The 23,153-nt window shown below is 35.3% G+C and carries 17 protein-coding genes, 4 tRNA genes and 1 pseudogene; 2 read left to right on the forward strand and 20 right to left on the reverse strand.

Annotated features, from left to right (window positions below; genetic code table 11):
* Positions 1-169: 169 nt before the first annotated feature.
* On the reverse strand, positions 170-1,123 hold the full coding sequence (locus CXF59_RS09305) for a MoxR family ATPase (RefSeq protein ID WP_101137542.1): 954 nt from the start codon (positions 1,121-1,123) through the stop codon (positions 170-172).
* 87 nt (positions 1,124-1,210) lie between these two features.
* On the reverse strand, positions 1,211-2,641 hold the full coding sequence (locus tag CXF59_RS09310) for a peptidylprolyl isomerase (protein ID WP_101137543.1): 1,431 nt from the start codon (positions 2,639-2,641) through the stop codon (positions 1,211-1,213).
* A 724-nt stretch (positions 2,642-3,365) separates the two neighbouring features.
* Between CXF59_RS09310 and CXF59_RS09315 the strand changes: the two are divergent.
* Together CXF59_RS09315 and CXF59_RS09320 are read left to right on the forward strand one after the other, a co-directional pair.
* Positions 3,366-4,809 (forward strand): annotated as a pseudogene (locus tag CXF59_RS09315) (alpha-amylase).
* 102 nt (positions 4,810-4,911) lie between these two features.
* The gene (locus CXF59_RS09320) at positions 4,912-6,501 is read left to right on the forward strand and encodes a peptide chain release factor 3 (protein WP_101137544.1); all 1,590 of its coding nucleotides are present in this window, start codon (positions 4,912-4,914) and stop codon (positions 6,499-6,501) included.
* An 89-nt stretch (positions 6,502-6,590) separates the two neighbouring features.
* On the opposite strand, the gene CXF59_RS09325 is transcribed toward CXF59_RS09320, so the two are convergent.
* The 18 genes from CXF59_RS09325 to rpsU form a co-directional block, all read right to left on the reverse strand.
* Positions 6,591-6,947 (reverse strand): hypothetical protein, encoded by a 357-nt coding sequence (locus CXF59_RS09325; RefSeq protein ID WP_101137545.1) that lies wholly within the window; start codon positions 6,945-6,947, stop codon positions 6,591-6,593.
* 262 nt (positions 6,948-7,209) lie between these two features.
* Positions 7,210-7,521 (reverse strand): DUF3467 domain-containing protein, encoded by a 312-nt coding sequence (locus CXF59_RS09330; protein WP_101137546.1) that lies wholly within the window; start codon positions 7,519-7,521, stop codon positions 7,210-7,212.
* Between the two features lie 9 nt (positions 7,522-7,530).
* Positions 7,531-11,841: a DNA-directed RNA polymerase subunit beta' gene (gene rpoC / locus CXF59_RS09335; RefSeq protein WP_101138503.1), complete on the reverse strand. Its 4,311-nt coding sequence runs from the start codon at positions 11,839-11,841 to the stop codon at positions 7,531-7,533.
* A gap of 236 nt (positions 11,842-12,077) precedes the next feature.
* Positions 12,078-15,890, reverse strand: a complete 3,813-nt coding sequence (gene rpoB, locus CXF59_RS09340) for a DNA-directed RNA polymerase subunit beta (protein WP_101137547.1) — start codon at positions 15,888-15,890, stop codon at positions 12,078-12,080.
* A 273-nt stretch (positions 15,891-16,163) separates the two neighbouring features.
* Complete coding sequence (gene rplL, locus CXF59_RS09345) at positions 16,164-16,532, reverse strand: 50S ribosomal protein L7/L12 (RefSeq protein WP_016990583.1); 369 nt, start codon at positions 16,530-16,532, stop codon at positions 16,164-16,166.
* Positions 16,533-16,623: 91 nt separating this feature from the next.
* The gene (rplJ, locus tag CXF59_RS09350; RefSeq protein WP_101137548.1) at positions 16,624-17,130 is read right to left on the reverse strand and encodes a 50S ribosomal protein L10; all 507 of its coding nucleotides are present in this window, start codon (positions 17,128-17,130) and stop codon (positions 16,624-16,626) included.
* Between the two features lie 22 nt (positions 17,131-17,152).
* Positions 17,153-17,842: a 50S ribosomal protein L1 gene (gene rplA, locus CXF59_RS09355; RefSeq protein ID WP_101137549.1), complete on the reverse strand. Its 690-nt coding sequence runs from the start codon at positions 17,840-17,842 to the stop codon at positions 17,153-17,155.
* A gap of 13 nt (positions 17,843-17,855) precedes the next feature.
* On the reverse strand, positions 17,856-18,293 hold the full coding sequence (gene rplK, locus CXF59_RS09360) for a 50S ribosomal protein L11 (protein ID WP_101137550.1): 438 nt from the start codon (positions 18,291-18,293) through the stop codon (positions 17,856-17,858).
* A 66-nt stretch (positions 18,294-18,359) separates the two neighbouring features.
* Positions 18,360-18,911 (reverse strand): transcription termination/antitermination protein NusG, encoded by a 552-nt coding sequence (gene nusG / locus CXF59_RS09365; RefSeq protein WP_101138504.1) that lies wholly within the window; start codon positions 18,909-18,911, stop codon positions 18,360-18,362.
* 8 nt (positions 18,912-18,919) lie between these two features.
* Entirely contained in the window at positions 18,920-19,117 is a 198-nt protein-coding gene (locus CXF59_RS09370) for a preprotein translocase subunit SecE (protein ID WP_101137551.1), read from the reverse strand.
* A 17-nt stretch (positions 19,118-19,134) separates the two neighbouring features.
* Positions 19,135-19,205: transfer RNA gene (locus CXF59_RS09375), tRNA-Trp, on the reverse strand.
* A 60-nt stretch (positions 19,206-19,265) separates the two neighbouring features.
* Positions 19,266-20,453 carry an elongation factor Tu gene (gene tuf, locus CXF59_RS09380; protein WP_101137552.1) on the reverse strand — a complete coding sequence of 396 codons (1,188 nt, stop codon included), beginning with the start codon at positions 20,451-20,453 and terminating at the stop codon, positions 19,266-19,268.
* Positions 20,454-20,507: 54 nt separating this feature from the next.
* Positions 20,508-20,579 (reverse strand) — tRNA-Thr (locus tag CXF59_RS09385).
* Between the two features lie 36 nt (positions 20,580-20,615).
* Positions 20,616-20,696, reverse strand: a tRNA-Tyr gene (locus tag CXF59_RS09390).
* 33 nt (positions 20,697-20,729) lie between these two features.
* A tRNA-Thr gene (locus CXF59_RS09395) sits at positions 20,730-20,803 on the reverse strand.
* A 92-nt stretch (positions 20,804-20,895) separates the two neighbouring features.
* Positions 20,896-21,198, reverse strand: coding sequence for a ribosome hibernation-promoting factor, HPF/YfiA family (gene hpf, locus CXF59_RS09400; protein WP_101137553.1), 303 nt, complete (start codon positions 21,196-21,198; stop codon positions 20,896-20,898).
* A 37-nt stretch (positions 21,199-21,235) separates the two neighbouring features.
* Positions 21,236-22,129 (reverse strand): tyrosine-type recombinase/integrase, encoded by an 894-nt coding sequence (locus CXF59_RS09405; RefSeq protein ID WP_101137554.1) that lies wholly within the window; start codon positions 22,127-22,129, stop codon positions 21,236-21,238.
* A gap of 78 nt (positions 22,130-22,207) precedes the next feature.
* Positions 22,208-22,402 carry a 30S ribosomal protein S21 gene (rpsU, locus tag CXF59_RS09410; protein WP_029596819.1) on the reverse strand — a complete coding sequence of 65 codons (195 nt, stop codon included), beginning with the start codon at positions 22,400-22,402 and terminating at the stop codon, positions 22,208-22,210.
* Positions 22,403-23,153 lie beyond the last annotated feature (751 nt).

The following is a 23,153-nucleotide window of genomic DNA, read 5'->3' on the forward strand; positions in this document are numbered from 1 at the left end:
ATTTTTAATACGTATAATTGATAAAATGTTTAAATTTTAACATTTAAATGATTAATCCATAATTAATCATTTACATTCGTATTATTCCTAAAGTTCAAAAATCATGACAACGAAGAAAACGTTATAGTTCACATCAAAATTCAAGCTTAAAACAACCAAAAAAATATATTTAAAGCAATTTTGCAATAATCATTTCCTCAGTAATTCCCTCCGCATCCGCTTTATAGTTTTTAATAATTCGATGACGTAAAATTCCGGTTGCCACCGCTTTCACATCCTCAATATCAGGCGAAAATTTGCCGTTGAAGGCAGCATGCGCTTTGGCAGCTACTATTAAATTCTGTGAAGCTCTTGGTCCTGCTCCCCAATCCAAATAACTTTTGACAAACTCAGTGGACAATGGATTATCCGGGCGTGTTTTACTAACTAAAGTCACGGCATATTCAACAACGTTATCTGCTACGGGAATTCTACGAATCAATTGCTGAAAATCTATAATTTCCTGCGCTGTAAATAGCGGGTTAATGGTATTTATTTCATCTGAAGTGGTCCGCTTTACTACTTGAACTTCTTCTGCAAACGACGGGTATTCGAGCTTGATTGCAAACATAAAACGATCTAACTGCGCCTCAGGTAAAGGATAAGTCCCCTCCTGTTCGATTGGATTCTGAGTTGCCAAAACGAAGTAAGGCAAGTCCAACTTATAATTTTCACCGGCAATGGTAACAGACCGTTCCTGCATCGCTTCCAACAAAGCTGCCTGGGTTTTTGGTGGCGTTCTGTTGATTTCATCCGCTAGAATAATATTCGAAAAAACAGGCCCTTTTAAAAATTTAAATTGACGCTTCTCATCTAATATCTCACTTCCTAAAATATCTGAAGGCATTAAATCCGGAGTAAACTGGATTCTCTTAAAATTAAGTCCCAAGGCCTGAGCAAGGGTATTCACCATTAAGGTTTTGGCTAACCCCGGAACCCCTACAAGAAGAGCATGTCCGCCTGAAAAAATACAAAGTAAAACTTGATCGACTACCGCATCCTGACCTACTATAATTTTCGCGATTTCGCTTTTTAATTCATTTCGTTTCTGAACCAAATTATGTATTGCTGCTACGTCAGACATTTTCAAAAGGGATTTAAATTAAGAAAGAGTTAACTCTATGAACTCATAAAGCTAACTCTTTTTATTTATTCTAGAAAAATATAAAAATTATTTTTTTAACCAATTATTTGTAAAGTCACAATCTCTATATTCTACAAGGACTTTAACATAGGTATTTTTGATTGTCTCATCAAACCATTTTCCTATTGCTTTGATTTGCTTTTCTTTTAAGGCTAATTCCTTAATTTTGATATAATCTGTAGCATAATCAGCAATGTGCTCGTTGATTCTGTTTGTAACTGTAATCAACTTATAGCTTTTCTTTCCGTTTTCATCCGTATCTAATATCGGTTGGGAAATGGCATCATCTTTCAAGCTTGAAACTTGACTGTAGAGACTTGGATCCATTTTCGTTAATTCAAAACGGGTATCTTGTGTTTTTGGGTTGATTAAGGACCCCCCATTTGCTCTGGTTTCTTTTTGATCAGATTCTGTTCTGGCAGCTTCAGCAAAAGTGATTTTCTTATCGATAATTTTATTTCTAATTAAAGTGATTTTCTCTTTAGCTGCAGTTTGAGCTTCTTCAGATACAGAAGGTGTCAATAATATATGACGTAATTCAATTTCTTGCCCTTTGATTTTTTCAACATAAATAATATGAAAACCAAATTCAGTTTCGAACGGATCAGATATCTCACCCTGCTGAAGACTAAAAGCAACATCTTTAAATTCTTTTACAAAAGGTGTTTTTCTATTCATTTTATAATACCCTCCATTTGTAGCCGACCCTGGATCTTTGGAATATAAAACAGCTTTAGTTGCAAAACTAGATCCTTCTTCCACTTCTTTTTTAAATCCATTTAATCTGTCAATCACTTTTTGTTTCTCTGCATCTGAAACTTTAGGCGTAATCACGATTTGCGCTACTTCCATTTCCGCTCCAAAAAGAGGCAATTCATCTTTTGGTATTGATTTGAAAAAATTACGAACTTCTTCCGGTGTAATTTCCACTCCTTCAACAATTTTCTTTTGCATTTCTGAGGAAAGCTTGTTCTCTTTTAAAATATCAAAGAAATAACTTCTAAACTCTTCTTCAGAATTTTTCTTGTAATACTTTATCACTTTCTCCATAGAACCGATTTGACCTACCATGTAACTTAATCGCTCATCCATCATTCCTTTCACTTCAGCATCCGTTACTTTAACACTGTCCTGAATCGCCTGGTGCGCATATAGTTTATCCTCAAGCAGTTTCCCCAACATTTGACATCTGGTAATATCTTTTACGGAATTACCTTGACTTGACAATTCCAAATAAGACTTATCTATATCTGAATCCAAAATAATAAAATCCCCTACAGTGGCAATAATACCGTCGATTTTTTGTCTTTCATTGGTTTGGATTTTCTTAACAGGCGCTACTACACTATCCCTGATAATTTCTTGTGCTCTAGTAATGGTACTTGAAAACAGTAAAAGAAAAAACATAAGTGCAATTCTACTATTTATGGACTTCATTTCTATTTTTTTTAATGGCATTATATCAATTTTATGTTTTAGTAAAGTATTCTAATTTTCATTACTCCAAATCCCGTTTATAAAGATCTTTTGACTCGTCGCCAAATATACATTTTAACTATCAGGAAATAAAAATGTTCTTACAAAGAATTTCCAAAAGTAAAAACGAACAAAAATAACAATTCAATTACATAATACAAGTTTCCGCACTAGTATTAACAAAAAATTATAAGCCCGTTTAACCATTATAAAACTCCTTCAATCCCCCTTAAGACCAGGCTCAAATTAGAGGTTCTTTTTAATAATATGCTAATTTTTTAAAGAAGCACCTCACGCACATTCACATTATTTCTCCACTAATAAATCTACATTTTGATATAATTCATTAGTCTCAGGTACTATTTTAATTTGTGATCCATTTCTACTCAGAAAAAATAAAAAATAGAACTGAAATAACAAAAACTCAAACAGCTCATTTCTAATAAAATATAAATACTTATCAACACTACAACGTTTTCGCTAAGCTGTTAAAAAATCAAAAGGCTTATCATCCAAAAATTTACATACATTAGCCCGAGACCAATAGTTTTATTCGTAAAATAACTAAACGAATAAAATTAATATCATGAAATAATAAGGCCTAACATAAATAAACTTCTAATTTTCGGTTTATTATATCAATACCATTTAATGCCTAATTAAAAAAAACAATACCCACTATACTTATTAACCAACCTACAAAATTATGAAAAAACCAAATTTAAAAATTGCAGCATTAGCCGCATTGGCTATGTGCTTTTACTCCTGTAACTCAAATGATGAATTACAAGGACCAACAGCCGAAATCAAGGCGTTAAGCAAAGTAATTGATGTCACACCATGATGGTCATCCGTTTAGTACCGGAAAATCCATGACAACTTCAACAACAGGGAAATATGTAGCTAACCCTGGGGGTGGAGTAATGATGCAAGCTTTTTACTGGGATGTTCCTGCTGGTGGAAACTGGTGGAATACATTAGGTGCAAAAGTAACAGCATGGTCAAATGCCGGTATTGGTTCCATTTGGCTTCCTCCAGTATCCAAAGCACAAAACGGCCCATTTTCTATGGGGTATGACCCTACTGATTATTTTGATTTCGGAGATTACAATCAAAATGGAACTATAGAAACGCGTTTTGGTTCTAAAACAGAATTGGTAAGTTTAATTACAAAAGCCCATACTGAAAACATGCAAGTGTATGCTGACATAGTTCTTAATCATAATAGTGGCGGACAGTTAGAAAGCAATCCTTTTACAGGGACCCAAACGTACACTAATTTTACTGGTATTGCTTCTGGAAAATTCCCAAGAACAAGTGCTGACTTTTATAAAAACGCGTACGGTAATAATGATGAAGGCGCTTTTGGAGGATTTCCTGACTTAGCACATGTGACACCAAATGTGCAAAACTGGCTATGGCTGAGAACAGATGGTGTGGGTAAATATTACAAAAACACGATGAAATTTGACGGCTGGAGATTTGACTATGTGAAAGGTTTTGGACCTTGGGTAGTGAAAGACTGGAACGCTAATGTGGGCGGCTTTTCAATTGGCGAATACTGGGATTCAAACGTAAACACCTTAGAATGGTGGGCAAACAATGCCAACAGTTCTGTATTTGATTTTGCTTGTTACTACAAAATGAATGATGCATTCGATGGTAACAACCTTAATCTGCTGAATGACGACATGATGTGGAAAAGAAACCCCTATAAAGCAGTTACTTTTGTAACCAACCATGACACCGATGAAATATATAATAAGCAATTAGCTTATGCATCCATTTTAACTCATGAAGGTTATCCAACGATCTTTTACAAAGATTACGAAGAATGGCTGGACAAGGCAAAAATGAATAATTTGATTTGGATTCACAATCAAAAAGCGACAGGAACAACATCAATATTATATACCGATAACGATGAATACATCGCAAGAAGAAATGGCTATAACGGAAATCCAGGCTTAGTTGTTTACATCAACAATTCATCTTCATGGCAAGAAAGATGGGTTCCCACTAATTGGACCAACGCACAAATAAAAGACTTTACAGGTAATTCTACATGGATTCCTACAACGCAAGGTGATACATGGGTAAAAATCCAGTGTCCTCCAAACGGTTATTCTGTTTGGTCAATTAACATGTAAACCGTAAATATTTCCAATATAAATGAGGCTGTTCTAAAAGACAGCCTCATTTTTTTTATTCACATTTATAAATAGTACTTTTACAGACTATTTAAATCATACATGAGCTTTTTAAAAGAAATACAAAGAAGAAGAACTTTTGGGATTATATCGCATCCCGATGCAGGTAAAACAACGCTTACAGAAAAACTCCTCCTTTTTGGTGGTGCCATTCAAGAAGCGGGTGCTGTTAAGAACAATAAAATTAAAAAAGGTGCCACGAGTGACTTTATGGAAATTGAACGTCAGAGAGGAATTTCTGTTTCCACTTCAGTTTTGGCATTTAATTACAAAGAGAAAAAAATAAATATTCTTGATACCCCGGGGCACAAGGATTTTGCTGAAGATACCTTTAGAACTTTAACCGCTGTTGACAGTGTCATAGTAGTAATTGACGTTGCCAAAGGTGTTGAGGAACAAACGGAGAAATTAGTCGCCGTTTGTAGATTACGAAAAATCCCTATTATTGTTTTTATCAATAAAATGGACCGTGAAGGGAAAGATGCTTTTGACTTAATGGACGAAGTAGAACAAAAGCTTGGTCTAACGGTCACCCCTCTAAGTTTCCCTATAGGAATGGGGTATGACTTCCAAGGAATATACAACTTATGGGAGCAAAACATTAACTTGTTTAGTGGAGACAACCGTAAAAATATTGAAGAAACGATAGCTTTTTCAGATGTACAAAATCCGGAATTGGAAAAAATTATTGGGCAAAAACCTGCCGATACTCTCCGTGAAGAATTGGAGTTGATAGATGAAGTCTATCCAAAATTTGACCGCCAAGATTATCTAGACGGAAAATTGCAACCGGTCTTTTTTGGTTCCGCATTGAATAATTTTGGAGTTCGTGAACTTTTAGATTGTTTCGTAGAAATCGCACCATCACCAAGACCGAAAGAATCTGAAACGAGATTAGTTGACCCTAAAGAAGAAAAAATGTCTGGATTTGTTTTTAAAATCCATGCAAATATGGATCCGAAACATAGAGACAGATTAGCATTTATAAAAATTGTATCCGGTACTTTTGAAAGAAACAAACCGTATTACCACGTACGTCTAAAAAAGAACCTCAAATTCTCAAGCCCGAATGCCTTTTTTGCCGAAAAGAAAGAAATAGTTGATATCTCTTACCCCGGTGATATTGTAGGCTTGCATGATACAGGAAATTTTAAAATTGGAGATACTTTGACCGAAGGAGAAATCATGAGTTTTAAAGGTATTCCGAGTTTCTCTCCGGAACATTTTAGATACATCAATAATGCTGACCCAATGAAAGCCAAACAGCTTGACAAGGGGATTGACCAGTTGATGGATGAAGGTGTAGCCCAGTTGTTTACTCTTGAAATGAATAACAGAAAAATTATCGGAACGGTGGGTGCACTTCAGTATGAGGTGATCCAGTACCGTTTAGAACATGAATATGGAGCCAAATGTACCTATGAGAATTTCCCAGTGCATACAGCGTGTTGGGTAAAACCAGATGATGCAAAAAATGATGAATTTAGAGAGTTCAAACGAATTAAACAGAAGTTCTTGGCAAAAGACAAATACGGACAATTAGTTTTTCTTGCTGATTCCGACTTTACGATTCAGATGACGAAAAACAAATATCCAAGTGTAAAACTATATTTTACATCTGAATTTGAATAGTAATTTTAAAAATTCAACCAATAAAAAAACGCTAATGTAAAAATTAGCGTTTTTTTTGTGGTTATAAATATTTGATTTCAAATTATATATTAAGCTATTGCACTTTCAAAATTAACAGCTTTCTTTAAAAAAGCTTTAATTAACAAACGATTAGGCGCCAATCCAGAAGTCATAATTTGCTTCTTTGTATTGATTCCCTCATTTGAAATAGTACTATTGGGATCTTGCTTCGAACCCATGAACCACAGAACAAATTCTACGTTTGCGGCTCCCTTATTATCTTGCTCTACTTCGTTAACAGTTCTATCATTTGTAACAGATACGACCACGCTGCTGCTTTCTGCACTTTGACTAAAGGCCGAAATATTAGACATCAAAATAAAAATAAATAGTAAGAAAATATTTCCTCTTTTTCTAGAGTCATTATGTTTAGAAAATTTATTCATAAGAAGATTTGATTTGGAAAAAGACACTGCGCCTCTTTAATTCAATGCCAAAACTAATGTATCAATACCTTTCTTTAAAATATTTCCGACAAACGACAATTAAACTCGTTTAGATACAGAAATACCTCTTATAAAAAAGAGGCTTACCTCCTATCGCGATCAGCTTGAACACATAAAAACCAATTACTGTTCCTATCTGTATCAAAAAAACCACAGTATAGCAAAAAAAAAGGCCCCATTTCTGGAGCCTTTTTATATAAAATTATGCTTGTCCTGCCGGACCAAAATTTAGAGGTATCGGAGGTTGTTCGCTGTCCTTAATTTCGCCATGGGCTTGTTCAAAACGGTGAATATTTTCTCCAATTGCCTTCAATAATCTTTTGGCATGTTGCGGTGTCAAGACAATTCTTGATTTAACTTTGGCCTTAGGAATACCAGGCATGATACTTACAAAATCGAGAACAAATTCTGATGACGAATGATTTATAATAGCTAGGTTAGAATAAATTCCTTCCGCTATTTTTTCATCCAATTCAATGTTAATCTGCTCCTGTTGTTGTTTAGAATTACTCATATCTTAGTTTTAATATATATATTCCTCCTTATTCGCCATCATATCATTGTAATCTTCTTTTGAACCTACAATAGTATGATCATATTCTCTCATACCTGTTCCTGCAGGAATTCTATGTCCTACAATTACATTTTCTTTCAATCCTTCTAAGTAATCAATCTTACCTGCAACAGCAGCTTCGTTTAATACTTTAGTAGTCTCTTGGAAAGAAGCCGCAGAGATAAATGATTTTGTTTGTAGCGATGCTCTTGTGATACCTTGTAAAACAGGAGTACCAGTTGCAGTGATAACTTCACGAGCTACAACAATATTTTTATCGTTACGTTTCAATAATGAGTTTTCATCACGTAATTCACGAGGAGAAACAATCTGACCTTCTTTCAAGTTAGCTGAATCACCAGCATCCTCAATCACTTTCATACCATATAATTTATCGTTTTGAAAGATAAAGTCTTTAGTATGAATTAATTGATCTTCTAAGAATAATGTGTCTCCCGGATCTTGAACTCTAACTTTACGCATCATTTGACGTATTACTACCTCAAAGTGTTTGTCGTTAATTTTCACCCCTTGTAAACGATATACTTCTTGAATCTCATTTACCAAATACTGTTGAACAGCCGCTGGTCCTTTAATTCTCAAAATATCTTCTGGAGTAATTGCTCCATCAGATAGAGGTACACCAGCTCTAACGAAGTCATTCTCTTGAACAAGAATTTGACTTGAAAGTTTAACTAGGTACTTTCTAATATCCCCAAATTTAGATTCGATAATAATCTCACGGTTCCCTCTTTTAATTTTTCCAAAAGAAACAACACCATCGATTTCTGAAACTACAGCTGGATTTGAAGGGTTACGAGCTTCAAGCAATTCAGTAATTCTTGGCAGACCTCCTGTAATATCTCCTGATTTAGAAGAACGACGTGGAATTTTAACCAATACTTTACCTGCTTTAATTTTCTCACCGTTTTCAACCATCAAGTGGGCACCAACAGGTAAGTTATAAGAGCGTATCAATTCGCCATCTTTACCATAAACTAATAAAGTAGGAATTAATTTTTTAGCTCTTGACTCAGAAATTACTTTTTCTTGGAAACCAGTTTGCTCATCAATTTCAACCATGAAAGATTGACCTTGTTCTAAATCTTCATAAGCAATTTTACCCGTGAATTCCGAAACAATAACTCCATTATATGGATCCCATTTACAGATTACTTCACCTTTTTCAACTGACTGACCATCTTTCACAAAAATACTTGAACCGTAAGGAATATTGTGTGTGTTTAAAAGAATTCCAGTTTTCTCATCAATTAATTTTAACTCAGTAGAACGAGAAACAACGATATCAACAGCATTTCCTTCGCTGTCTTCACCTTTTACAGTTTTAATATCTTCAATTTCAAGTTTACCCTTGAATTTTGTAATGATACTTGATTCCTCAGAAATACCACCCGCTACCCCTCCAACGTGGAAAGTACGTAATGTTAATTGTGTTCCTGGCTCACCAATAGATTGTGCAGCAATAACTCCTACTGCTTCACCTCTTTGTGTCATCTTACCGGTAGCTAAATTTCTACCATAACATTTAGCACAAATACCTTTTAACGCTTCACAAACAAGAGGAGAACGAACTTCCACTTTCTCAATTGGAGAAGCGTCGATTGTTTTCATGATAGCCTCAGTGATTTGTTGTCCAGATTGAACTAACACTTCATTAGTTAAAGGATTTATTACGTCTTGCAATGCAACACGTCCTAAGATTCTTTCTCCTAACGATTCAACAATTTCTTCATTCTTTTTCAATGCTGAAACTTCAACACCTCTTAATGTTCCACAATCTTCAATGTTCACAATAACATCTTGAGAAACATCGTGCAGTCTTCTTGTCAAATATCCTGCATCCGCCGTTTTCAAGGCAGTATCCGCAAGACCCTTACGCGCACCGTGAGTAGAGATAAAGTACTCAAGAATAGAAAGACCTTCCTTAAAGTTAGAAAGAATTGGATTTTCAATAATTTCACCACCACCAGCAGTCGATTTTTTAGGCTTAGCCATCAAACCACGCATACCAGTTAACTGACGAATTTGTTCTTTGGAACCCCTTGCACCAGAATCAAGCATCATGTACACTGAGTTAAAACCTTGTTGGTCTTCTCTAATGTTTTTCATTGCTAATTCTGTCAATTGCGCATTGGCAGAAGTCCATACATCAATAACTTGATTGTAACGTTCGTTATTTGTAATAAGACCCATGTTATAATTTACAGAAATACCTTCAACTTGTGTTCTAGCATCTGCAATTAACTGTGGTTTTTGATCTGGAATTCTAATATCTCCCAATGAGAAGGACAATCCACCTTTAAAGGCAAATTTGTACCCCATATCTTTCATATTATCCAAGAAACCTGCCGTTTCAGGTACACTAGTCGCGTTTAACACGTGACCAATAATATCTCTAAGGTTTTTCTTAGTCAATACATCATTAATATATCCTGCTGCTTCCGGTACTACTTCATTAAAGATGACACGACCGGCAGTAGTTTGAATGATTTTATAAACCAACTCTCCAGCTTCATTAAAATCTTTTGCTCTAATCCTCACTCGAGCATTCAATTCTAATCTTCCTTCGTTTAATGCAATATTTACTTCTTCAGCTGAATAGAAAGTGATTCCTTCACCTAATATTTTGTGTTCTGGAGTTGATAAACGCTCTTTGGTCATATAATATAGACCCAAAACCATATCCTGAGAAGGTACAGTAATTGGCGCACCATTTGCAGGATTCAGAATATTATGAGAAGCCAACATTAACAATTGTGCTTCAAGGATAGCTTCTGGTCCTAATGGTAGATGTACCGCCATTTGATCCCCATCAAAATCCGCATTAAATGCAGTACAAACTAAAGGGTGCAATTGGATTGCTTTTCCTTCAATTAATTTTGGTTGGAATGCTTGTATACCTAATCTGTGCAAAGTAGGAGCACGATTCAGTAATATCGGGTGTCCTTTAATTACATTTTCAAGAATATCCCAAACTACAGGCTCTTTTTTGTCTATTATTTTCTTCGCTGATTTTACAGTTTTAACAATTCCTCTTTCTATCAATTTACGGATAACAAAAGGTTTGTATAATTCGGCTGCCATATCTTTAGGGATACCACATTCGAACAATTTCAATTCAGGTCCAACAACAATTACCGAACGAGCAGAATAATCCACACGTTTTCCAAGTAAGTTTTGACGGAAACGTCCTTGCTTACCTTTTAGGGAATCAGATAATGATTTTAATGGTCTATTTGATTCTGTTTTTACAGCAGAAGCTTTACGTGTATTGTCAAATAATGAATCTACTGACTCTTGCAACATACGCTTTTCGTTTCTTAAGATAACTTCTGGAGCTTTAATCTCCATTAATCTTTTCAAACGGTTATTACGGATAATTACACGACGGTATAAATCATTTAAATCTGAAGTTGCAAAACGACCTCCATCAAGTGGCACAAGTGGACGTAATTCTGGTGGAATAACAGGCACCACTTTCATAATCATCCACTCAGGGCGATTTTCACGGTTCAAGTTAGACTCACGGAAAGATTCAACAACTTGTAATCTTTTTAATGCTTCCGTTTTACGTTGTTTAGACGTTTCAGTGTTAGCATTATGTCTTAATTGATAAGATAATTCATCAAGATCAATTCTTGCCAATAAATCCATGATACACTCCGCTCCCATTTTGGCAACAAATTTATTTGGATCAAAATCGTCAAGATATTGATTATCTGCAGGAAGAGTATCTAAAATATTCAAATATTCTTCTTCTGTTAAGAAATCTAATCTTTTAACTGATTCACCTTCTCCATTTACTGCAATACCCGCTTGAATTACTACGTATCTCTCGTAGTAAATGATCATATCTAATTTCTTAGACGGAAGACCTAGTATGTATCCAATTTTATTAGGAAGTGAACGGAAATACCAGATATGAGCAATTGGCACAACAAGATTGATATGACCTACTCTGTCTCTACGTACTTTTTTCTCGGTAACTTCAACACCACAACGGTCACAAATGATTCCTTTATATCGGATTCTTTTGTATTTTCCACAAGCACATTCAAAATCTTTTACCGGTCCGAAAATACGTTCGCAGAAAAGACCGTCACGCTCAGGCTTGTGCGTACGGTAGTTAATAGTTTCTGGTTTCAAAACTTCACCTCTTGATTCTTTCAAGATAGATTCAGGAGAAGCTAAACCAATCGATATTTTATTGAACCTTTTTACAGGATTCTTATCTTTATTATTATTTCTATTATTCATCATAGTTTCTACTATTGATTTAATTGCAATTAAAAAATTGATTATAGTACGCAGCATGCTGCGTTTCTACCTGGATTACTTCTCTAAACTTTAAACTTCTATTAAAGCGCTAGTTATACAAAACTAATTTTATATAAAAAATCGGAACGGTTTACGAGGCTAAATCCTAAAAACTCTTATAAATGAGTAAACAGTTTTCAGGTATTGCTACCTAAAAACTGTATACTACAAACTTTTATTTATTCTTCTAATCTAATGTCTAATCCAAGACCTTTCAATTCATGCATCAATACATTGAATGATTCAGGTAATCCCGGTTCTGGCATAGATTCTCCTTTTACGATTGCTTCGTAAGTTTTAGCTCTACCAATTACATCATCAGACTTCACAGTCAAGATCTCTCTTAGCGTACTTGACGCTCCATAAGCCTCAAGTGCCCAAACTTCCATCTCTCCGAAACGTTGTCCACCAAATTGTGCTTTACCACCAAGAGGTTGTTGTGTAATTAATGAGTATGGCCCGATTGAACGTGCGTGCATCTTATCATCAACCATATGTCCTAATTTCAACATATAGATTACACCAACAGTTGCTGCTTGATGAAAACGCTCTCCAGTTCCACCATCATAAAGGTAGGTATGTCCAAAACGTGGTATTCCAGCTTCGTCAGTCAATTCATTGATTTGGTCTAGAGACGCACCATCAAAGATTGGCGTAGCATATTTCCTACCCAACTTTTGTCCAGCCCAACCTAAAACAGTTTCATAAATTTGACCAATGTTCATACGTGAAGGTACACCTAACGGGTTCAACACAATGTCAACTGGCGTTCCGTCTTCAAGGAAAGGCATGTCTTCATGACGAACAATACGAGCAACAATACCTTTGTTACCGTGACGTCCAGCCATTTTATCCCCAACTTTCAACTTACGTTTTTTGGCAATATAAACTTTAGCTAATTTCAATATTCCAGCTGGCAATTCATCACCCACAGAAATCGTAAACTTCTCTCTTCTTAATGCGCCTTGTAAATCATTCAACTTGATTTTATAGTTGTGAATTAATTCATTCACCATTTTGTTAGTTGAGTCATCCGCAACCCATTGACCTTTGCTTAAGTGGGCAAAATCTTCAACAGCATAAAGCATTTTTTGCGTGTATTTTTTACCTTTTGGTAAAACTTCTTCACCCAAATCATTCATTACACCCTGAGATGTTTTCCCATTAACAATCAAGAAAAGTTTTTCTACTAATTTGTCTTTTAATTCAACAAACTTCACTTCGTATTCCATTTCAAGCGCTCCTAAAGCATCCTTGTCCTGTGTACGTTTGCGTTTATCCTTTACCGCCCTTGCGAACAGTTTTTTGTCAAGAACTACACCATGTAAAGATGGAGACGCTTTTAATGAAGCATCTTTTACATCACCTGCTTTATCCCCAAAGATTGCACGAAGCAATTTCTCTTCCGGAGTAGGATCTGATTCCCCTTTTGGAGTAATTTTCCCGATAAGAATGTCACCAGGTTTAACCTCGGCTCCAATTCTGATCATACCATTTTCATCTAAATCTTTAGTAGCCTCTTCAGAAACGTTTGGTATATCATTCGTCAATTCTTCGTTACCTAATTTAGTATCTCTAACTTCTAATGAATAATCATCAACGTGAATAGAGGTGAAAATATCGTCACGAACCACCTTTTCAGAAATAACAATCGCATCCTCGAAGTTATACCCTTTCCATGGCATAAATGCTACCTTTAGGTTTCTACCTAAAGCTAATTCACCATTTTGAGTTGCATATCCTTCCGACAATACTTGACCAAGAACCACTCTATCCCCTCTTCTTACGATAGGTTTAAGGTTGATACTTGTCCCTTGATTGGTTTTTCTAAATTTAATTAGATTGTATGTTTTTTCATCAGAGTCAAAACTAACCATTCTTTCTTCTTCAGAACGATCGTATTTGATAGTGATGATGTTTGCATCTACATATTCTATCACTCCATCACCCTCTGCATTAATTAAAACTCTAGAATCTGAAGCTACTTGACGCTCTAATCCAGTTCCAACAATTGGTGCTTCAGGACGTATTAATGGTACGGCTTGACGCATCATGTTAGATCCCATCAACGCTCTATTCGCATCATCATGTTCCAAGAAAGGAATTAAAGATGCCGAAATTGAAGCAATTTGATTTGGAGCAACATCTGCATAATCAACATTTACAGGGTCAATTACAGGGAAATCACCTTCTTGACGTGCAATTACGTTTTCGGCAGTAATTTTTCCAGAATTGTCCATCTGAATATTTGCTTGAGAAATCAACATTCCTTCTTCCTCTTCAGCGCTTAAGTAAATTGGTGTTGAGACTAAATCCACAACTCCATTAGTTACTTTACGGTAAGGCGTTTCAATGAAACCCATTCCGTTCACTTTAGCATAAACTCCAAGAGATGAAATCAAACCAATGTTTGGTCCCTCTGGTGTTTCAATAGGACATAAACGTCCGTAGTGCGTATAGTGAACATCACGTACCTCAAATCCAGCTCTCTCTCTCGAAAGTCCACCTGGTCCTAGTGCAGATAATCTTCTTTTGTGCGTTATCTCGGCAAGTGGATTCGTTTGATCCATAAACTGAGACAATTGGTTTGTTCCAAAGAAAGAGTTGATAACAGACGATAATGTTTTAGCATTAATCAAATCTATTGGTGTAAACACCTCGTTATCTCTAACGTTCATACGCTCTCTAATGGTTCTAGCCATACGTGCTAAACCAACACCGAATTGTTGAGACAATTGTTCTCCAACTGTTCTTACACGACGATTCGATAAGTGATCAATATCATCAATATCTGCTTTCGCATTTATTAATTCGATCAAATATTTTACAATGGTAATAATATCTTCTTTGGTAAGCACTTGCTTTTCCATTGGGATATCTAGACCAAGTTTTTTATTCATTCTGTAACGACCTACCTCACCTAAGTTGTAACGTTGATCAGAGAAGAATAATTTATCTATAATACCACGAGCAGTTTCTTCATCAGGCGGTTCTGCATTACGCAATTGTCTGTAAATATGCTCAACGGCTTCTTTTTCAGAATTTGTTGGATCTTTTTGTAACGTATTATGGATGATGGCATAATCAGCTTGATTAGCATCTTCCTTATGTAACAAAATAGATTTAACGTTAGAATCAATAATTTCTTCCACATTATCTTTATCGATAATGGTATCTCTATCAAGGATTATTTCGTTACGTTCGATAGAAACCACTTCACCAGTATCTTCATCTACAAAATCTTCATGCCATGTATTTAATACACGAGCAGCCAATTTTCTACCGATATATTTTTTAAGACCTGTTTTAGATACTTTAATTTCCTCAGCAAGGTCAAAAATCTCAAGGATATCTTTATCTCTTTCAAATCCAATTGCACGGAATAATGTAGTAACAGGTAATTTTTTCTTTCTGTCGATATAGGCGTACATTACGCTATTGATATCTGTAGAAAATTCTATCCAAGAACCTTTAAAAGGAATTACTCTGGCAGAATATAATTTTGTTCCATTAGCATGAAAAGACTGTCCAAAGAAAACCCCTGGAGATCTATGCAGCTGAGAAACAACAACACGTTCAGCACCATTGATAACAAAAGTACCACTTGGTGTCATGTAAGGAATTGTACCAAGATAAACATCTTGAACAATAGTTTCAAAATCTTCGTGCTCTGGATCTGTACAATATAGCTTTAACCTTGCTTTTAAAGGCACACTATGTGTCAAACCTCTTTCAATACATTCTTGAATTGTATAACGTGGTGGATCCACGAAGTAGTCAAGGAATTCCAATACAAAGTTATTTCTTGTATCTGTAATTGGAAAATTTTCCATGAAGGTATTATAAAGTCCTTCATTGCCTCTTTCATCAGATTTAGTTTCTAATTGAAAAAAATCTTGAAAAGATTTAACCTGAACATCAAGAAAATCTGGATATGCAGGAATATTTTTTGTAGAGGCAAAATTCAATCTTTCGGTCTGATTTGTTATCATCAATGGACAAAATTTTGATTATAAAAGTAATTTTTATTGGTATAAATATTTCTAATTATACTTTAATTTTAAAACCACTACATCTTTAAAAATCAATTTAAGATAACTACTTTCTTATTATCTGTCAATTTTTTTTCCTCGTAATGGGATAAAATGGATTTGCTATCACAACTTATTATTCAATAAATAAGACAGACTTTTGTTATACGAAAAATGGTTTAGGTCTTTGGATGTGTACCCAAGACCTAAACCTAATTCCTAAACTGTGTTTAACTATTTAAGCTCAACAACAGCTCCAGCTTCTTCTAAAGATTTTTTCAAAGCTTCTGCCTCATCTTTAGTTACACCTTCTTTAACGTTACTTGGAGCGCTATCAACTACATCTTTAGCTTCTTTCAAACCTAAACCTGTAAGTTCTTTTACCATTTTCACAACTGCTAATTTAGAAGCACCTGCTTCTTTTAATACCACTGTAAATTCTGTTTGAACCTCTTCAGCAGCACCGTCACCACCACCTGATACTACTACAGTTGCAGCAGCTGGTTCGATTCCGTACTCGTCTTTCAATATTGTTGCTAATTCGTTAACTTCTTTTACAGTTAAATTAACTAATTGTTCCGCGAATTGTTTCAAATCTGCCATTTTTTCTATCGTTTTAAAATGATTTGTAAAATTATATTTTGTTTATTGTGCGCATTGTAAATAATATAAATCGAGTTTTACTCTATTTGTATTATGCTTCTGTTTCAGCAACCTCTTCTTTAGCGAATTGGTTTTGAAGTGCAGAAATAACTCTTTGTGCCGGTGCTTGAAGTAATCCAATAAGCTCACCGATAAGTTCTTCTTTAGATTTAATAGTTGCTAACGCATCTAATTGATCATCTCCAATATAAACCTCAGCATTGATATAAGCTCCTTTCAAAACTGGCTTAGCCGACTTTTTACGGAAATCTTTAATTATCTTACCCGGTCCATTTGCTACATCTGAAATGAATATAGCGCTATTACCAGTCAATACTGATGGCAACTCACCATAATCGTTAGCAGAAGCTTCCATTGCCTTTACAAGCAAAGTGTTTTTTATAACTTCTAATTTAATACCTGCTTTAAAACAAGCTCTTCTTAATTTTGAAGTCGTATCTGCATTTAACCCAGAAATATCTGCTACGTAAACAATATTTGTACCAGCTAACTGTGCAGTTAAATCTTCAATCGCGATTGATTTTTCTTCTCTAGTCATACTAAAAATTATTAACTACCAATTATACTGCTTTAGGGTCTAGTGCAATAGCAGGACTCATAGTGCTTGTTAGATAGATACTTTTGATATATATCCCTTTAGCAGCAGTTGGCTTAAGTTTGATTAATGTTTGAATAATTTCGTGTGCATTGTCAACAATTTGCTCAGCTCCAAAAGAAACTTTACCAATTCCTGCATGTACAATACCAGTTTTATCAACTTTGAAATCGATTTTACCAGCTTTAACCTCTGCAACAGCTTTTGCAACATCCATTGTTACAGTACCTGTCTTAGGGTTTGGCATTAAACCTCTAGGTCCTAAAATACGACCTAATGGACCTAACTTACCCATAACGCTTGGCATAGTGATGATTACATCAACATCTGTCCAACCATCTTTAATTTTTTGTAAATACTCGTCAAGACCTACATAGTCTGCCCCAGCCGCTTTAGCTTCCGCTTCTTTATCCGGAGTAACCAATGCTAATACTTTAACATCTTTACCAGTTCCATGAGGCAATGTTACCACACCTCTTACCATTTGATTCGCTTTTCTTGGATCTACACCCAAACGTACCGCGATATCAACAGACTCATCAAATTTTGCAGATGCAACATCTTTTAATAATGCCGCAGCATCTTTCAAAGAATACATTCTGTTTTTATCAATTTTTGAAGCAGCCTCTTTTTGCTTTTTTGTCAATTTTGCCATGTCTTTCTTTTAATTAAAAAGGAGCGTCTCCTGATACAGTTATACCCATAGATTTAGCTGTTCCTACAACCATACTCATTGCAGACTCCATAGTGAATGCATTTAAGTCTGGCATCTTGTCTTCAGCAATAGCTCTAATTTGTTCCCAAGTAACACTAGCTACTTTTTTACGATTAGGCTCACCAGAACCAGATTTTAGCTTCGCAGCTTCCAATAACTGAACAGCTGCAGGCGGAGTTTTAACAACAAATTCAAATGATTTGTCTTTATACACAGTAATTTGTACTGGGCATATTTTGCCGGCTTTATCTTGAGTTCTCGCATTGAATTGCTTACAGAACTCCATGATGTTTACACCAGCAGCTCCTAAAGCAGGTCCAACCGGTGGCGATGGATTCGCAGCACCTCCCTTAACTTGTAGTTTAACTACTTTACTAATTTCTTTAGCCATTTTTTAAAAAATTTAACACTACAATCATTAGGAAGCGATTGTAATGGATATTATGTGTAACAAATATTATACTTTTTCAACTTGCATAAACCCTAATTCTAACGGTGTTTTTCTTCCGAAAATCTTCACCATTACTTCTAGTTTACGCTTCTCTTCATTAATTTTTTCAACTGTACCGTTGAAACCATTAAAAGGCCCATCAATAACCTTAATCGTCTCACCTAAGTTAAACGGTATAGAACGAGTATCCGCATTTACCGCTAACTCATCCACTTTACCTAACATTCTATTAACTTCTGAAAGCCTTAATGGTACCGGCTCTCCACCTTTAATTTCACCTAAAAAACCAATAACACTTGTAATACCTTTAATAATATGAGGTATTTCACCAATCAGATTTGCTTCAATCATGACATAACCAGGAAAATATACCTTATCCTTGATTAACTTCTTCCCATCTTTTACAGTTACTACTTTTTCCGTCGGAACTAGTACTTGAGAAACATAGTCACCCATCTCTAATCTAGAGATTTCGTTTTCTATGTAAGCTTTCACTTTATTCTCTTGCCCACTTACCGCACGAACAACATACCACTTTTTTAGATTATTATCTGTCATAACAAAGTTTAAGCTTTTATCCAATTAAAAAATCCAGCTAATGCTGATGCAAAAAACTCATCTACTCCCCATGTTGCCAAAGCGAATAATACGGAAAAAATAGCAACAACAATCGTTAGACGCTGCACTTCAGGCCACTCTGGCCAAGTCATGTTCGACTTTAATTCCTCAAATGATTCTGATATGTAATCAACTATTTTTGCCATTATGATATATTTTTTTGCACGGGCGGAGGGATTCGAACCCCCATCAACGGTTTTGGAGACCGCTATTCTACCCTTGAACTACGCCCGTTTGTTAAAAACCAGCGTCATCTAAAAGAAAACGACACTGGCTTTAAAATTATTTATAGGATTATGCTACAATCTCAGTCACCTGACCTGCACCTACTGTTCTACCACCTTCACGGATAGCAAAACGCAAACCAACACTTAATGCAATTGCACTAAGCAATACTACATCAATAGTTAAGTTATCCCCAGGCATAACCATCTCTACACCTTCTGGCAAAGTAATGATACCTGTTACGTCAGTTGTACGTACGTAAAACTGTGGACGGTAATTATTGTGAAATGGTGTGTGACGACCACCTTCTTCTTTTTTCAAAATATAAACCTCAGCTTTAAATGTAGCGTGTGGCTTAACTGAACCTGGCTTACAAATAACCATTCCTCTTTTGATGTCTTCTTTTTGAATACCTCTTAAAAGAATACCTACGTTATCTCCAGCTTCTCCTCTATCAAGGATTTTACGGAACATCTCAACTCCTGTAATAGTTGAAGTTAACTTTTCAGCTCCCATACCAATGATTTCAACTGGATCTCCTGTATTAGCAACTCCTGTTTCGATACGACCTGTAGCAACAGTTCCACGACCAGTGATTGAGAATACATCTTCAACAGGCATCAAGAAAGGTTTTGCAACATCTCTGATTGGCTCTTCGATCCAAGCGTCAACAGCTTCCATCAATTCAAGAATTTTTGGTACCCATGCTGGATCATTATTCAATCCACCTAAAGCAGATCCTTGAATAACCGGTCCATTATCTCCATCATATTCGTAGAAAGATAACAAGTCTCTGATTTCCATCTCAACTAGTTCAAGTAACTCCTCATCATCAACCATATCCACTTTATTCATGAATACAACCATTCTAGGAATACCAACCTGGCGACCTAATAGGATGTGCTCACGTGTTTGCGGCATTGGTCCATCTGTAGCAGCTACAACAAGAATAGCACCATCCATTTGAGCAGCACCTGTAACCATGTTCTTTACGTAATCCGCGTGACCTGGACAGTCAACGTGAGCGTAATGACGATTAGCAGTTTCATACTCAACGTGTGATGTATTAATTGTAATACCTCTTTCTTTTTCTTCTGGAGCATTATCAATTTGATCAAATGATTTTGCTTGACAGTAACCTGCATCAGATAACACTTTAGTTATCGCTGCAGTTAATGTAGTTTTTCCGTGATCCACGTGCCCAATTGTACCAATGTTTAAGTGGGGCTTGTTACGGTTAAAGGTTTCTTTTGCCATTTTACTTAATTTTTAATCTATTTATATATTTAATTTCAATCTCCTACTTACTTGAGCCAATGTCGGGAATTGAACCCGAGACCTCTTCCTTACCAAGGAAGCACTCTACCCCTGAGCTACATCGGCAGAGTTTTTAGCTTTAGATTTTCAAACCTAAAATTGTGGGGAGAGCAGGATTCGAACCTGCGAAGTTTACACAGCAGATTTACAGTCTGCCCTCGTTGGCCGCTTGAGTATCTCCCCTTAACCATTATTCTGTTACATTATTTCAAAAAGAGCCGGTGGAGGGACTCGAACCCACGACCTGCTGATTACAAATCAGCTGCTCTAGCCAACTGAGCTACACTGGCATTATTAATAAAAAAAGTCCGCTATTTCTAACGGACTGCAAATGTAGAGATTTTATCTCTCAATCAAAACATTTTTTAAAAAAAGTTTTCGATTAAATATGTGTTCTCAATTTTTCTTTTCTTTTTACCAACAATCTCTCCAAAGATACAGCCGATAACTCAATCGCCTCTTCAAATGTTTTACATTGTTTCTTAACCATAAAATCATCACCAGGGACATTCATCTTTACCTCAACGACCTTGTTTTCCTTATCACTTGTCTTTTCAACTTTTAAATAGACATCTGAAGAAACCACCTTGTCGTAATACTTCTCTAATTTATCCATTCTCTCTTGAACATAACCTACTAATTTTCCGTCAACAGCAAAGTTAACTGCGTGAACATTTACCTTCATAATCAAATTTTTTAATGGTTAAACATTTTTCGAACCGCTACTTATTCCTTGGGTGCGCCTCTTCATAAACTTTCTTAAGCTCTGACAAGCTACTGTGTGTATAAATTTGCGTTGAGGCCAAACTGGAATGTCCTAACAATTCTTTCACCGAATTTAAATCAGCTCCGTTATTTAATAAATGAGTCGCAAACGTATGACGTAAAATATGCGGACTTTTTTTTACCTTTCCGGAGACAGCACTAAAGTAAGTATTTATTAACCGATATACAAAAGAATCATTTAATTTTAACCCTTTTTTTGTAATAAAGAAACAATCAAAATCCCGAATGTTTTCTACCAGAGACCTCTCGTTAACATACGAAGAAAACTGCGCTGCTATAATTGGCAAAACAGGAAGGACTCTTTCTTTATTCCTCTTACCAAGAACCTTTATTGTATTGCTTGACGAATCAATATCGTTAACTTTCAAATGAATTAGCTCCGTTCGTCGTATTCCGGTTGTATAAAACAAGTCTATTATCAATTTATTTCTGACTTCTTCAAAACCAACTGGGCTTTCTATCCCTCCTAACACTTCCGCCACTTCTTTCTCAGAAAACGGAATTTGAATTGTCTTAGCCGTTTTTAACGACTTGTGCTTCAACAGCGGATTGACTTGTGTTTGTTTTGTTTTCAAGAGAAACTTATAAAGCGCTTTTAAGGAAGCTACCTTTCTATTAACTGAAACGTTAGACATCCCCTTATCCACAAGTGACACAATCCAACTTCTAATTTGACTGTAGTTTACCTCTTCTATGCCCTCTTGATCAAAATGAATTGTAATAAACGACTGAAAGTTCGTTATGTCATTCAAATAAGCGCTTACGGTATGTGGCGAATACTTTTTCTCCTTTTGAAGATAATCCCGAAACGCCTCTATAGTAGTAACCATATAAAATAAAAAAAACCGTTAGCATCAAAGTTATAAAACTTTAATGACTAACGGCATCTAATGTAAAAAAGAAATTGCTTAGTTCTCTAAGTTATCTCTCATGTTTTGAATATAAGCTGCTTTCTGAACTTTAATTCTATTTTTCACAGAAGGTTTAATAAAAGCAGTACGTGCTCTTAACTGACGAACAGTTTTTGTTTTATCAAACTTTCTTTTATAGCGCTTTAATGCTCTATCGATATTTTCTCCTTCTTTAATTGGTATAATTAACATAATATTGACACCTCCTTTCGTTAAGTGTGCAAAAGTAGAAAACATTTTGAATTAAAAGGCATGAATTGTCTAAAAATAATAATCCAAAACGTTTAATTCTAAAAAAAAAGTCACCAATCCTCTTAAAAGACTTAAAACTAACGAGCGCTATACTATTATTACAGAATTAAACACCCTATTAGATTCTGTCAAATGATTCAATAATTAAAGTGTTATTCAAAAAGGAGTTTTTTTTTCAAATAACCTCACAATACCACCACCGAGATAACTTCATAAAAAAAAACTCTAAAATTAAAAAAAAGAGACTTCACTCCCTAACGCCATTTATTGTGAAAAATAGTAGAAAGCTTTTTATCAAACTTTTACAAAAGCTTATTTATGAACTTTAATTCTATTTTTCATAGAAGGCTTAATAAAAACAGCAATTTATTGACGAATATTCCCTGATTCATTAAATCTTCACTTATTACACCGTGATGCTACATGTATATTTCTCCGTCTTTAGTTGGCTTCATTGATATAAGATAAACACCAACTTTCGTCAAACACGCTAAACGATATTACGATTGAATCCTTTTTGAATGATTCACTTACCTTGGTGTGCGGCAATACACAATGCTATTCCACAAGTACATCTCTCTTGCCACCTGGCTAATCTCTGCAATCTTTTACTCCGAAAACCCTCGTAAAAGAATTTCCGTTGCTATCCTTCACACAAAAAAAAGAGTCAATAGCTATATTGACTCTTTTA

Source organism: Flavobacterium sp. ALD4 (assembly GCF_002836475.1).
Lineage (GTDB): Bacteria > Bacteroidota > Bacteroidia > Flavobacteriales > Flavobacteriaceae > Flavobacterium.

What these genes read in the sequence shown, in the direction of transcription:
- CXF59_RS09305 (WP_101137542.1), bottom strand. Translation starts at nt 1,123, where the DNA reads ATGTCTGACGTAGCAGCAATACATAATTTGGTTCAGAAACGAAATGAA.
- CXF59_RS09310 (WP_101137543.1), bottom strand. Translation starts at nt 2,641, where the DNA reads ATGCCATTAAAAAAAATAGAAATGAAGTCCATAAATAGTAGAATTGCA.
- CXF59_RS09320 (WP_101137544.1), top strand. Translation starts at nt 4,912, where the DNA reads ATGAGCTTTTTAAAAGAAATACAAAGAAGAAGAACTTTTGGGATTATA.
- CXF59_RS09325 (WP_101137545.1), bottom strand. Translation starts at nt 6,947, where the DNA reads ATGAATAAATTTTCTAAACATAATGACTCTAGAAAAAGAGGAAATATT.
- CXF59_RS09330 (WP_101137546.1), bottom strand. Translation starts at nt 7,521, where the DNA reads ATGAGTAATTCTAAACAACAACAGGAGCAGATTAACATTGAATTGGAT.
- rpoC (WP_101138503.1), bottom strand. Translation starts at nt 11,841, where the DNA reads ATGATGAATAATAGAAATAATAATAAAGATAAGAATCCTGTAAAAAGG.
- rpoB (WP_101137547.1), bottom strand. Translation starts at nt 15,890, where the DNA reads ATGATAACAAATCAGACCGAAAGATTGAATTTTGCCTCTACAAAAAAT.
- rplL (WP_016990583.1), bottom strand. Translation starts at nt 16,532, where the DNA reads ATGGCAGATTTGAAACAATTCGCGGAACAATTAGTTAATTTAACTGTA.
- rplJ (WP_101137548.1), bottom strand. Translation starts at nt 17,130, where the DNA reads ATGACTAGAGAAGAAAAATCAATCGCGATTGAAGATTTAACTGCACAG.
- rplA (WP_101137549.1), bottom strand. Translation starts at nt 17,842, where the DNA reads ATGGCAAAATTGACAAAAAAGCAAAAAGAGGCTGCTTCAAAAATTGAT.
- rplK (WP_101137550.1), bottom strand. Translation starts at nt 18,293, where the DNA reads ATGGCTAAAGAAATTAGTAAAGTAGTTAAACTACAAGTTAAGGGAGGT.
- nusG (WP_101138504.1), bottom strand. Translation starts at nt 18,911, where the DNA reads ATGACAGATAATAATCTAAAAAAGTGGTATGTTGTTCGTGCGGTAAGT.
- CXF59_RS09370 (WP_101137551.1), bottom strand. Translation starts at nt 19,117, where the DNA reads ATGGCAAAAATAGTTGATTACATATCAGAATCATTTGAGGAATTAAAG.
- tuf (WP_101137552.1), bottom strand. Translation starts at nt 20,453, where the DNA reads ATGGCAAAAGAAACCTTTAACCGTAACAAGCCCCACTTAAACATTGGT.
- hpf (WP_101137553.1), bottom strand. Translation starts at nt 21,198, where the DNA reads ATGAAGGTAAATGTTCACGCAGTTAACTTTGCTGTTGACGGAAAATTA.
- CXF59_RS09405 (WP_101137554.1), bottom strand. Translation starts at nt 22,129, where the DNA reads ATGGTTACTACTATAGAGGCGTTTCGGGATTATCTTCAAAAGGAGAAA.
- rpsU (WP_029596819.1), bottom strand. Translation starts at nt 22,402, where the DNA reads ATGTTAATTATACCAATTAAAGAAGGAGAAAATATCGATAGAGCATTA.